Consider the following 11,988-nt stretch of genomic DNA (forward strand, 5'->3'; position numbering starts at 1 on the left):
GTAAAAAGGTAAGATTCTTCGGTTTCGCACTTGCTTACACAAGGAAAAGAGCGAAGAATGACCCTCCCACCTTGTCATCCTGAGCACGTTCGCTTCGCTCAGTGTAAACTTAAGCGAAGGATCTCATATTTGAGGGGGTAAAAAGCACCCCCTCAAGACTCCCCCAAAAAGCATAAACGGATGAGATTCTTCCTCGGCAAAAAGTCGCCTCGTCAGAATGACGGAGAGGACTTATGCCCTCAGAATGTACCGTGTTGTGTCAATACCTTTTAAGAGGAATTTTTAAAATTTTTGCATAATTCTTTTTAGTCCTTTAGTAATCAGTAATTATATATACATGCTCATCTCTTTTTGTATTCTGTGTAGTAGATGTATCTTTCTTTTCTAAAGATTGAGGGAGAAGTAGTGAGTTTAACATTCTGAACGGTTTCAATGAACCAATGACAAAGATAAACTTACTCACTTCTCCCCATATCCATACAGACTAAGTATAGACAAGAATATGTTTCCTCGGTAATTACAACATTGTATATTATATGCGATAACTATGGGTTCAAATGATAAATAAGGGTTTTGCTTTGCAATGATGAATAACTAAAAAAGAAAGATAAATATAAGTATTAAATGTTTCTAAACTTATTTATATATTCTAACGTTTGCACCTTGAGAATAAAGATTTAAAAATTAATTTAGTGTTCAGTTCTTGCTTTTAATATTCTTTTTGCTGTGAAAGCTGCAATAAAAGCTTTTGCTAAGTCTATAGCTATGAAAGGAACAACTCCAACAAAAAATGCCTTTTTAAAATCTTTTAGAAATATTCCTAACCTAAGAAAGCCAAAAAGATAAATTATGATAATACCAACAAGTGAGGCGATTAAATTATTTATAAAATCATTTTTCTTTTTACTAATCCAACCAACAATTAACGATGCTATAGGAAAGGCAAGTAGGTATCCTCCTGTTGGACCGTATATATGAACAATTCCTCCTTTAAAATTAGCAAAAACAGGTAAACCTATTGCACCAATAATTAGGTATACGACTTGACTTAGAAATCCAAGGCGTGCTCCAAGGATTAACCCAGATAGCAAAACAAACAATAGTTGTAGTGTAATAGGCACAGGTCCTATTGGGATGGATATCCACGATCCAACGATAGTCAAAGAAATGAATAAAGCAGTGTATGTTATATCTTTTAGTTTCATTCTTAACACACCTCTTTTATTTATTATATCTAAAAACATATGATTTAAACTAAAAAATTTGTAAATTGTTTTATAATTACAACTATCAAATCATTTATAAGATTTGTTGGTTATATTCTTTAACCATAATAAAAAGTAAAATGAATTGGTAATTGACGTTTTGGAGTCACCCTGAGCCACCTTTGCAAATGGTATTATTCTTTGGGGGAATTATTGAGGGTTGGACTTTCACCCTCTCAAATGAAAGATTCTTCGGTTACTAACACTACACTTGACTTCGTCAAGAAGAAGAGTGCAGAATGGATCTTTGCAGTCATCCTGAGCACGTTCTCTTTGCTCAGTGTAAACTCCGTAAAGGATCTCAAGATAGAGGAGTCTTGCATACTCATTTTAAAGTCTACAAGAACATAAAACTAAGAGTTTTTTCTTTAGGATTACCTATAACACAGGTAATAACCAAACAGTTTAATTAAATACTACTACTATAGATGTTTTTGCCTATAATTTTCTAAAAAAATCTTTAAAAATTTTATAAAAAAAGTGCAAAATTACCCTAAAAAACTATTGACATAAAGTAAAATTGTAATATATTAAAATTAAGCAAGTATTTATGCTATTTCGTTAAAATAGTGAGCATAAATACTTAAATTATTAGGAAAGGAGGTGAAAAAGTATGAATAAGCCAGAACTCGTTTCCGCAATCGCCGAGAAGACCGGCATGAAGAAAAAAGATGCCGAAGCAATGGTTGATGCTTTTGTGGAAGTTGTTAAAGAGGCCCTCAAAAAGGGAGACAAAGTTGCACTCATTGGCTTTGGCACTTGGGGAGTAAGAGAAAGAGCCAAAAGAAACGGTGTTAACCCAAGAACAGGAAAGAAACTCACTATTCCTGCAAAACACGTTCCCTACTTTAAAGTTGGAAAAGATCTTAAAGAAACAGTCCAGAAATAGTTTTCCTAAACTTTTTTATCTTTTAAAAAAGGGGGCAACACCCCCTTTAGAACTTTTTACAAAATTTTCAATTTAAAAAAAGTAGTGCCATACTATTTAGAAAATTAATTATAATACTAATAGAGGTGTGGTAATGGCAAATGTCATAGTTAAGTTATTTGCAACGCTAAGCGAAAAAGTAAAGAAACAATCAATCGAAGCTTCAGGAAATACTGTCATAGAAGTTTTAAGGAATATCGTAAAAGATTACCCTGAGCTTAAAAACGAGATACTTAACGAAAATATGGAGCTAAAAGAAGATTACATTTACCTTTTGAACGGAAGAAACGTCCATTTCCTTAATGGTAAAGACACTACCTTAAAAGACAGAGACAAAATATCAATCTTTCCACCAGTTGGCGGGGGTTAATCTTACGGGCATTGTATAATTCCTCTTCCCCAAAGACAGTCTGCACAAGATGGAGTATTGCCAAAACAATCCGCATCTGAAGTAAGAGTAAAATCACAAGAGTCTTTTAAAGGACAATCTGTGCAGGAAGGAAATAAGAAATTCTCAACTTTATACTTGAATCTTTTATAATATAATGAGTTCCAAATGTTGTATAAACTGTCTTTGAAGGCGTTCCCGAAAGAATATGCATTGACTTGTTTTTCCCTTCCATAAACATATTCTGTATAACTGTGCAGTAATCGATAACATGGAGCAACTTCACCATCAGACCTTATGACTATTGCATTTTGTTCTATAAATTGGCATTTTCTTTCAGTTAGAAGGGTAAACTTTGGGAAGATTATTTTAACTCTATATTTTCCAACGTCTTTATTCATTTTGTCTATAAAAGTATCGTAATCAAATGACCCATCGTATAAAATTTCATTTGATAGTTTTCTATTAAAAGGCATGATATTTGATATAATAACTGTTGTTACTCCAAGTTTTGTTGCAAGAGGTAAAATATTTGGTAGGAGGTCAATATTACTTTTCATCGCTACTACTTCAATTTCAACGTTTGGATTAGAAGCTTTCATTTCCTTCTTTAACTCTTGTAGATACATGACGTTATCTTCTACTTTATTAAAATCAGTGCCCCTTATATCTTCGTATATTTTTGAATCTGGAGCATCTATAGAAACGATAATTTTGTCAACACCTAATTTTATCAAGTGACTTGCGTATTTATTTAGCAGTGTGCCATTTGTGCCAAATTCTACTTTAAAACCTTTTTCTTTAGTTACTTTAATGATATCTAAAATTTTTGAGTGAACTAATGGCTCTCCGATACCACCCAAATACACTGTCTCAAGTTTCGGAAATTCCTTTAGGTCATTGATTACTTTTAGATAGTTATCAAAACTCATTTCCAAGACCTTATCTTTCCAAAATCTTCTAAAACACATAATGCAATTAAGATTACACTTGCTTGTTATTTCTATATAAACCTTTTGTAAGTTTCTGTTGTCTTTAAGGACTACTTCGTAGTTTTTGAATATAAGTTTATCTTCGCTCATTTTCGTTTTCCTTTTATAAAAAGGCCCGCAAAAAGCAGGCCTTTTAGATTAAAATAGATTTTTTATAGTCCTAACTCTTTAACTTTTTCCTCTGTAGGTATTCCTTCGTTACTCCAACCTCTTTCTTTATAGTAATCAGTTAGAAGCTCTTCAATATGAACAATTTGTCCTTTTGATCCGCCATCTGGAAGAGGCTCATTCATAAATCTTGGTGGTAGATAGTCATCCTTTTTACTCATACCAATCTTTATATTCCAAAGTTTTTCTAAATTCCATATTCTTTCTCCTGCTCTCATAACTTCTTCAACTGTGTATTCAAAGCCAGTCGCTGCTGCAAGTAGATTTGTATAATCTTCTACTCCAAGAGCAAACGAAGTAAATAGACACAATCCTTCTGAATCAATTACTGCTGTTAAATCTTGGAATATCTTTACCCATGTTCCTTTACCTTCTACTACAAATGGGTCAAGTTTCTCTGGGATACCCAAAATTTCTGGTGAAATCAGATATCCTCTTACGTGGCAACCACCACGGTTTGCAGTTGCATATTCAAGTGCATGTCCTTGGGCTCCTCTTGGATCATATGCAGGTAATTCTTGCTTTTTTACACTCATTGAAAGTTCAGGATGACCGTATTTAGAAGCAAAATTGTAAGAACCTTCTGCAAGTTCATCACCTATACCAATTCTTTTGGCAATTAATTCTGGATAAACAAGTATAGTTTCGGTATTACCAAATTTGGGCTCTATAGCATCGCCAAGGTTTTCTTTTTTCAAAAATCCTTTTTCATAAAACTCCATTGCAGTGGCAATTGTTGTCCCTGTTGATATAGTATCAAGACCTAATTTATTACAAGCATCGTTTGCTTTTATAACGGCAACAAGGTCATCAATACCACAATCTGCACTAAAAGCCCAACTTGTTTCATACTCTGGTCCTTCAATTTCCTCTTCCATATCTGGAAGTTTAGTAACTCTTCCACAGGCGATTGGGCAAGCAAAACAGGCCTTATTACGCACAAGGTATGTCTCTTTTAATTTTTCACCAGAGACGTTATCAACTTTCTCAAAAGTGCCTTTTTGAAAGTTATTTGTAGGATAAAGTCCATGCTCATCGATGATGTGATTCAAAACCATTGTGCCGTAAGTTGGAAGTCCTTGAGATGTTACACCGTTTGTTTTAATCTTATCCATAGCTACCTTTAGAGCTTCTCTAAAAGCTTCTTGATTTTTTATCTCTACTTTTTTACTTCCCTTTGCTGCAACAGCTTTAAGCATCTTTGAACCCATTACAGCACCAACACCAGTTCTACCAGCTGCTCTTGCCTTATCGTTAATAACACAGGCAAATTTTACAAGATTCTCACCTGCAGGACCGATGCATGCAACTTTAATGTTTTTGTCTCCTAATTCTGAGAGAATCGTGTCAGTCGTGTAATGAGTATCATGTCCCCAAAGATGGGTTGCATCTCTTATTTCTACCTTATCATCTGTTATCCACAGATACACAGGTTTATCGGATTTTCCTTCGACAATTAAGAAATCGTATCCAGCTTTTTTTAGTTCAGGGCCAAAGAATCCACCAGAATTTGATGCAGCAATTACACCATTTAATGGGCTTTTTGTTACAACATCGTAACGTCCTCCAGTAGGGGCTGTTGTTAAGGTAAGTGGGCCAGTTGCAAAAATGAGTTTGTTTTCACTTCCAAGAGGATCAGCATCGGGAGGCACTTCATCAAAAATAATTTTTGCAGCATAACCTCTTGCACCAATAAACTTCCTTGCAATCTCTTCGTTAATAGGTTCCTCGGAGATTTTGCCCGTAGTAAGATTTACTCTGAGGATTTTTCCCATGTAACCACCAAGCATAGCTTTACCTCCTTTGAGTTTAATTTTTTGCCCCTTAATTAAAAATAGGAGCCTATTACCGGGCTCCTTTGCAGCAGCAGGCTTGTTGATTGCTCAGCAAACCCTATCGCCTTAAACTTCCCAGTGGGAAGAATAAGGTCGAAACCCTTTATTTAAAGAAATTATATATGCAAAAAATTTTTTTGTCAAGTATCCGAATTGCTCCGTAAAAAATAAATCAATATTTTGAAATTTTCCTAAATTATTTAAAATAGTTATAGAAAAATATTTACATTAAAGTATGAAATCTAATTAGGAGAGAAAATGTTGTATGTTTTTTTATTTTTAATTACTTTTTTTATAGGTTCAATCCCCTTTTCTTACTTACTTGGTAAGATCTTTTTTAAAGTAGACATAAGGGATTTTGGAAAAGATAGAAACCCAGGGCCAACAAACAGTTTCAGAGCAGTCGGCTTTAAATTAGGTTTTCCTTCGCTTCTCTTTGAATACCTTAAGGGTGTTTTACCTCTTAGTTTTATTTTTAGTAAATACAATCTTCCATTTATTCCGTCAGTTCTTATTGCAATTGCTCCAGTTTTAGGACACATGTTTACTCCTTTTCTTAGATTTAAAGGAGGAAAAGGTGTTACAACAACATTTGGAATATGGTCGGCACTCACTCTCTGGGAAGTGCCAACTTTTTTAGGAGGAATTTTTACTCTTTTCGTATTCTTGAGAAAATTTTATAAAGAGAAGATAACCGACAAGATGATTGTTGTTATTTCAACGATACTGCTTGTAGTTTTTGTAAGTATTAAATACTCCGATCTAAGGCTTACAAGTGTTGCGGTTATAAATTCGATTTTATTACTCTTTGGGCAGTATAGGGATAATTTTTAGATGGAAGGTATTTTTCTTTTTATTCTATACCAACTAATAAATACTATTATTAACACGATTATTATTAGACAGCCAATGAAAGTTAAATTAGATGAAGGTAAAAAAGTATCTGTGCTTGTGCCTGTAAGAAACGAAGAAGAAACAATTGAAAAGTGCTTAAATTCTTTATTTTTACAGGATTATAAAAATATGGAAATAATTGTATTAGATGATAATTCCTCTGATAGAACTCCACAAATACTTGAATTGATGAATAACGAAAGATTAAGAGTCATAAAAGGTAATGAAGAGCCCCCCGAAGGTTGGACAGGTAAAAATTGGGCATGCCATAGACTCTATCTTGAATCTAAGGGAGATATTCTCATTTTTGTTGATTCGGATACTTATCTTAATAAAAGTGCAATCTCTACAATGGTTAGTGAAATGCAAAATAGAAATCTTGACTTTATATCTGGTATCCCAAAAGAAGAAACAATAACCTTTGGAGAAAAAATTACTTTGCCATTTCTAAATTTCAGTATTTTATCAATTTTTCCAATTTTTCTAAGTTTTCTTTCAAGGCACTTTTATTTTTTTATGTTTGCAAATGGTCAGTTCATGATGTTCAGAATAGAATCTTACAAGAAAGTTAACGGCCATCAAGCTGTAAAAAGTGCTGTTGTTGAGGATTTTGAGCTTGCTAAGATTGCAAGAAAAAATGGATTAAAAGTTCAAATATTCAATCTTTCGCAATTGGTTTCATGCAGAATGTATACAAATTTTAGAAAAAGTTTTTTTGGGTTATCTAAAAGTTATTTTCCGCTATTTGGTATGCGACTAATTCCTTCTATTTTTGTTTGGGTATGGATGCTCATAATTACTTTTGCTCCTTTTTATGTGTTATTATTTGTTGATAATCCCCAAATGAAAATTTTTGCAACTCTTTCAATTATGGCAACGTTTTTAATCTGGTTTATAACTTCAGTAAAATTTAGGCTTTCAAGGAGAACACCCTTTTACTACCCGTTGATATGCCTTACTAATTCCATAATAGGCTTTGCTTCCATATTTTTAACGGTAGCAGGTAAATCTTCTTGGAAAGGAAGAGTTCTTAGAAGAAAAATAAGACTAATATAGATTTTTTTAAATTCTTCTTGCCAATATCTACATCAAAGCAATAATTTGGCTACTTGTAATTTTAATTTTACTTATGAAGTAGCGCATATACTCAATATTCTAAGGGCTTCTCTTGGGTTTCTTCCAATAGTAAGTATAGGTTTGTCTTTTCTTTACATAACTATTTTTATTATTGCTATTCTTATTTATTTGTTCAACTAAGCCTTTTAAAAGAGTTTATATTCTTTAAAAACTTTATTGTAGAGAAACTCGTTTATGTTAACTTTGAGTTTTTTGTGGTAATCTTAAAACGATAAAATGGGTTATAATATAAAAAGTTTATTTTGAATGGTTTTAACTAAAAGGTGAGATATGGAAGCATTATTAAAATTTAATCCTATTTTGTTAGCATTGTTTGCTACAATATTTACATGGCTTTTAACAGCCTTAGGCTCAGCAATGGTCTTCTTTTTTAAATCAATTAACAAGAAGGTCCTTAACCCAATGCTTGGTTTTGCAGCAGGAGTTATGATTGCAGCAAGTTTTTGGTCGTTACTAAAACCTGCAATTGAAATGGCGGAAATTAATAACACATTACCTTGGGTGCCCGCGTTGGTGGGCTTTTTATCAGGTGGAGCATTTCTATTAATTTTTGATAAGGTAATACCTCATTTACATATGGGATTACCAACCAATAAGGCAGAAGGTATAAAAGCATCATGGCAAAGAAGCATACTTTTAGTTCTTGCAATTACACTTCATAATATACCCGAAGGTTTAGCCGTTGGTGTTGCTTTTGGAGCGTTAGCAAATACTACTGATATTGGAATACTAATAAACGCTATTGCTTTAGCAATTGGTATAGGGATCCAAAATTTTCCAGAAGGAGCAGCAGTTTCAATACCCTTGCGAAGAGAAGGTTTTTTGAGATGGCGTGCTTTTAACTATGGTCAACTATCTGGGGTGGTAGAGCCTATTGCCGGAGTGATTGGTGCGTATTTAGTACTTACTGTTACACGTATATTACCGTATGCACTTTCTTTTGCAGCAGGTGCAATGATTTTTGTTGTGGTTGAAGAACTCATACCCGAATCTCAAACAGGGAATGATACTGATCTTTCTGCAGTTGGTGCGCTGTTAGGTTTTGCAGTAATGATGTTGTTAGACGTTGCCCTGTAAAAGATACTTATGTAAGGTCAATTCGTCTGTCGTGTGATCTTGCAAGGTTTAATAGGGAAAACTTCTAAAAAGTTTTTGTTGTGATAGGAATAACACTCCCTTGAGGCTTCCGCTGAATAACAAAAAAACATAAAAAGAGGAGAGTCTTCCTCGCTCACTGTGTTCGCTTGTGAGAATGACGGTATAGTCAGTCATTCCGAGCTTTTTTGTGAATGATCTCATCCTTTTTTTGGGGGGTATCGAGGGGGTTTACCCCACTCTAATAACGGATGAGACTCTTCACCTTGTTCGGAATGACTAAGTGGATTGGATTCTTCACTTCTTACGCCATCAGAATAACTATGGGGAAAATGAGGAATTCTTCTTTGGTTTTGCTTTAGTACAGCTAAGGAGAGGGAAATTTAATCACTCATAACGCAATGCTTCAACTGGATTGAGTTTCGAGGCTTTTATTGCAGGGTAGACCCCAAAGAAAATGCCAATAGAAATAGATACTAAAAAGCCAACAACTACAGATGTTGTGGTTATAGCAGTTGGAGAGAAAAAATTGCCAATCCTTGCGCCAAGTATTCCGAGTAATATGCCAATACCTCCTCCAATAAAAGTAATAACAACTGATTCGAATAAGAATTGTAGTAGAATATCCTTTGAACTTGCTCCAATTGCTTTTCTAATACCGATCTCTCTTGTCCTCTCGGCTACTGTTGCAAGCATTATGTTCATGATGCCAATTCCACCAACAATAAGTGCTATTGAACCTATTATTCCAAGAGCAACGGTAAGAATTGAAGTTGCAGTATTTGCAAGGTTTGCAAACTGAGCAAAATCGGCAATAGTGAAATTTTCAATTCCATGTCTTACTATAAGTAGTGTCTTTACAACAGCAATAAAAACATCTTTACTTATACCGCTTGGTGGTTTTAGATAGATTGCTTGAAGCGAATTAGTGCTTGTAATTGCAATGAGTTTCGTGATAGGAATGAAGATATTTCTATCAATACTTCCAAACATTGTAGCACCTTGTTCTGTAAGGACTCCTATCACATAAAACTTTGTATTAAATAGTTTAATGCTCTTCCCTAAAGGTATCTCATCGCCGAACAAATCTTCTGCGATTTTTGAACCTAAGATCGCGTAGTTTGAATAAGCATTAATGTCTGTTTTAGAGAAACTTCTTCCGAACTTTAAATCGTAGCCTAAAACCTTTAAAAAGTCCTCACTTACTCCATTAACATTTACACTTATTTCGTTTCCTTCAACTTTAACAGTGGTCCTTGCTGTAGTTAATGAAGGGGTAGCAAGTGTTCCTTGGATTTGATTTTTAAGAAAAACCATGTCTTCATAGGTTAACGGCTTTGTAATATTACTTCCAATGGAAGAAAAAGCTCTTCTTATATCTGTAAATTTTCCTGGTGTTATGATGATTTCATCTGAGCCAATCTTATTAATACTTGCAAGAATTTTCTTTTGTGCTCCGTATCCGAATGAGGTAATAAGGATTAAAGATGCAACACCAACTACAATACCCAAAGTTGATAGAAAAGTCCTCATTCTGTTTAAACGGAGTGAATCAAACGCCATCAACATTATTCTGAAAACTTTCATATACCTTCCTCCTCAAAATCATAAACAGTCTTGTTAACTTCTTCTTCCTCAATGAGCCCATCTCTAATTTTTATAATTCTCTCCGTAAACTTCGTAATATTTAAGTCGTGTGTTACGATTATTTCTGTTACACCTTCTTTATGGAGTTGTTTAAAGATTTTTAAAATCTCAAGTCCTGTTTTCGTGTCAAGGTTACCTGTAGGTTCATCTGCAAAAAGAATACGTGGGTTATTTATAAGAGCCCTTGCAATTGCAACTCTTTGCATTTCTCCGCCAGATAGTTGAGTAGGTCTATTTCTTAACCTATGAACGATACCAAATTTCTCAAGTAGTTCAATTGCTTTATCTTTTGCCTTCCTTATGTCGTTTCCGTTTCCGTATTGCACAGGTAAAAGCACATTTTCAAGCACAGTAAGATGGGGAAGTAAATTAAAAGTCTGAAATACAAAGCCAACTTTTTTGTTTCTAATATAGGCAAGTTCACTGTCGGATAGTTTTGATACATCCTCTCCATCTAAAAAATACTTACCTTCACTTGGTGAATCAAGGCATCCTAAAATATGCATCAATGTTGATTTTCCAGAGCCAGATGGTCCTATAATTGAAACAAGCTCTCCTTCGTTAACTTCAAGAGATACACCTCTTAAGGCTGGTATTGTCACCTCACCAAGTTTATAATTTTTTGTAATATCCACTGCTTTAATTAAAGATTTCATAAACTATTCCTCAATATTAAATGTAGTGTTGTAAGTATTTTGTTCTGGCACAAGGAGTATCTTATCACCTTCATTAAGACCGCTTAAAACCTCTGCATAAGTATTTCCATAGAGACCAATTTTTACTTCAACTCTTTTAATTTTATTGTTAACAACTTTGTCAACAAAAGTCCTTCCATCTGAAAGAGTAGTTATGGAAGAAATTGGGATAGCAAGCACATGCGTTTTGGAGGCTACTATAATAGATACATTTGCACTCATTCCACTTCGAATTTGTGGGTTATCTTTATCTATTTTTACTTTTACTACGTATGCACTTCCTCCCTGGATGTTTACTTTTGTAAATCCAATAAAAGAAATACGCCCGGTAAGGGTCAAATTATTTATTGTATCAAAAGTAACATTTACACTCTGACCAACTTTCAATTTTGGGACATCAATCTCATCTGCATATGAAGTTACTATAAGTGCTCTTGGATTACCTATAAGGGCAATGGGCATACCTACTTGGATTAACGAATTTTCTTTTGCATTCAAACTTAAAACAACGCCTGTAATGGGTGATTTAACTACATAATCATTTAGATTGTTCTTTGCTTGGTTTAATTGCTTTAATGCTAAGTCGAGTTGGATTTGTGTTTGTTTTAACTTTAAACTAAAGTTATCTAACTGTCTTTTTGCATTCTCTAAAGCAATCTTTGTATTCAAGACAGATGTTTCCGCTTGGGTTAATTGTTGTTCTGCCTGCTTCTTTCGTAATTCAGTTGCGATTGGGTTTTTTTTAACTTGGTTGTAGTTTTCCTTTGCAACTTCAAGAGCGGCGTTAGCGGATTTTAAATTATTTTCTGCTTGAATGACACTATTTTCAAGATCTTTTTTGGATTTAAGTGTCAATTCGTAAGAAATCTTTGCGGATTCATATGAAGTATTTGCGCTATCATAAGAAAGGGTTGCCTGCGTTGAATCAATCTCAAGAATTTTAT

At 33.9% G+C, this 11,988-nt stretch carries 12 protein-coding genes; 5 read left to right on the forward strand and 7 right to left on the reverse strand.

All coding sequences use genetic code 11. From position 1 onward, the window contains the following. Positions 1-313 precede the first annotated feature (313 nt). Positions 314-463, reverse strand: a complete 150-nt coding sequence (locus K6343_00190; GenBank protein ID MEF3244393.1) for a hypothetical protein — start codon at positions 461-463, stop codon at positions 314-316. Between the two features lie 226 nt (positions 464-689). Beyond that, a complete protein-coding gene (locus K6343_00195) occupies positions 690-1,205 on the reverse strand; it encodes a biotin transporter BioY (protein ID MEF3244394.1) in 516 nt (171 codons plus the stop codon). A 673-nt stretch (positions 1,206-1,878) separates the two neighbouring features. On the opposite strand from K6343_00195, the gene K6343_00200 reads away from it, so the two are divergent. Together K6343_00200 and K6343_00205 are read left to right on the forward strand one after the other, a co-directional pair. Next, positions 1,879-2,154, forward strand: a complete 276-nt coding sequence (locus tag K6343_00200; protein MEF3244395.1) for an HU family DNA-binding protein — start codon at positions 1,879-1,881, stop codon at positions 2,152-2,154. A gap of 133 nt (positions 2,155-2,287) precedes the next feature. Beyond that, entirely contained in the window at positions 2,288-2,563 is a 276-nt protein-coding gene (locus tag K6343_00205; protein ID MEF3244396.1) for a MoaD/ThiS family protein, read from the forward strand. A 2-nt stretch (positions 2,564-2,565) separates the two neighbouring features. On the opposite strand, the gene K6343_00210 is transcribed toward K6343_00205, so the two are convergent. Further along, a complete protein-coding gene (locus K6343_00210) occupies positions 2,566-3,663 on the reverse strand; it encodes a tungsten cofactor oxidoreductase radical SAM maturase (protein MEF3244397.1) in 1,098 nt (365 codons plus the stop codon). 62 nt (positions 3,664-3,725) lie between these two features. Further along, on the reverse strand, positions 3,726-5,531 hold the full coding sequence (locus K6343_00215) for an aldehyde ferredoxin oxidoreductase family protein (GenBank protein ID MEF3244398.1): 1,806 nt from the start codon (positions 5,529-5,531) through the stop codon (positions 3,726-3,728). A 303-nt stretch (positions 5,532-5,834) separates the two neighbouring features. Between K6343_00215 and K6343_00220 the strand changes: the two genes are divergently transcribed. The 3 genes from K6343_00220 to K6343_00230 all read left to right on the forward strand — a co-directional run bounded on the left by K6343_00220 (position 5,835) and on the right by K6343_00230 (position 8,684). Beyond that, complete coding sequence (locus K6343_00220) at positions 5,835-6,410, forward strand: glycerol-3-phosphate acyltransferase (GenBank protein MEF3244399.1); 576 nt, start codon at positions 5,835-5,837, stop codon at positions 6,408-6,410. After that, on the forward strand, positions 6,411-7,526 hold the full coding sequence (locus K6343_00225) for a glycosyltransferase family 2 protein (GenBank protein MEF3244400.1): 1,116 nt from the start codon (positions 6,411-6,413) through the stop codon (positions 7,524-7,526). It begins immediately after the preceding gene. Between the two features lie 351 nt (positions 7,527-7,877). Continuing rightward, a complete protein-coding gene (locus tag K6343_00230) occupies positions 7,878-8,684 on the forward strand; it encodes a ZIP family metal transporter (protein MEF3244401.1) in 807 nt (268 codons plus the stop codon). Positions 8,685-9,089: 405 nt separating this feature from the next. On the opposite strand, the gene K6343_00235 is transcribed toward K6343_00230, so the two are convergent. The 3 genes from K6343_00235 to K6343_00245 form a co-directional block, all read right to left on the reverse strand. After that, a complete protein-coding gene (locus K6343_00235) occupies positions 9,090-10,289 on the reverse strand; it encodes an ABC transporter permease (protein ID MEF3244402.1) in 1,200 nt (399 codons plus the stop codon). Further along, positions 10,286-11,005 carry an ABC transporter ATP-binding protein gene (locus K6343_00240; GenBank protein MEF3244403.1) on the reverse strand — a complete coding sequence of 240 codons (720 nt, stop codon included), beginning with the start codon at positions 11,003-11,005 and terminating at the stop codon, positions 10,286-10,288. Before K6343_00240 ends, K6343_00235 begins: the two co-directional genes overlap by 4 nt. Before the next feature lie 3 nt (positions 11,006-11,008). Next, on the reverse strand, positions 11,009-11,988 hold a 980-nt coding region (locus K6343_00245), incomplete at its 5' end, for an HlyD family efflux transporter periplasmic adaptor subunit (protein MEF3244404.1).

Source organism: Caldisericaceae bacterium, from assembly GCA_036574215.1.
Classification (GTDB): Bacteria; Caldisericota; Caldisericia; order Caldisericales; family Caldisericaceae; genus Caldisericum.

Excerpts from the sequence above, each read along its gene's own strand:
- K6343_00195 (MEF3244394.1), bottom strand. The coding sequence starts at position 1,205 with ATGAAACTAAAAGATATAACATACACTGCTTTATTCATTTCTTTGACT.
- K6343_00200 (MEF3244395.1), top strand. The coding sequence starts at position 1,879 with ATGAATAAGCCAGAACTCGTTTCCGCAATCGCCGAGAAGACCGGCATG.
- K6343_00205 (MEF3244396.1), top strand. The coding sequence starts at position 2,288 with ATGGCAAATGTCATAGTTAAGTTATTTGCAACGCTAAGCGAAAAAGTA.
- K6343_00210 (MEF3244397.1), bottom strand. The coding sequence starts at position 3,663 with ATGAGCGAAGATAAACTTATATTCAAAAACTACGAAGTAGTCCTTAAA.
- K6343_00215 (MEF3244398.1), bottom strand. The coding sequence starts at position 5,531 with ATGCTTGGTGGTTACATGGGAAAAATCCTCAGAGTAAATCTTACTACG.
- K6343_00220 (MEF3244399.1), top strand. The coding sequence starts at position 5,835 with ATGTTGTATGTTTTTTTATTTTTAATTACTTTTTTTATAGGTTCAATC.
- K6343_00225 (MEF3244400.1), top strand. The coding sequence starts at position 6,411 with ATGGAAGGTATTTTTCTTTTTATTCTATACCAACTAATAAATACTATT.
- K6343_00230 (MEF3244401.1), top strand. The coding sequence starts at position 7,878 with ATGGAAGCATTATTAAAATTTAATCCTATTTTGTTAGCATTGTTTGCT.
- K6343_00235 (MEF3244402.1), bottom strand. The coding sequence starts at position 10,289 with ATGAAAGTTTTCAGAATAATGTTGATGGCGTTTGATTCACTCCGTTTA.
- K6343_00240 (MEF3244403.1), bottom strand. The coding sequence starts at position 11,005 with ATGAAATCTTTAATTAAAGCAGTGGATATTACAAAAAATTATAAACTT.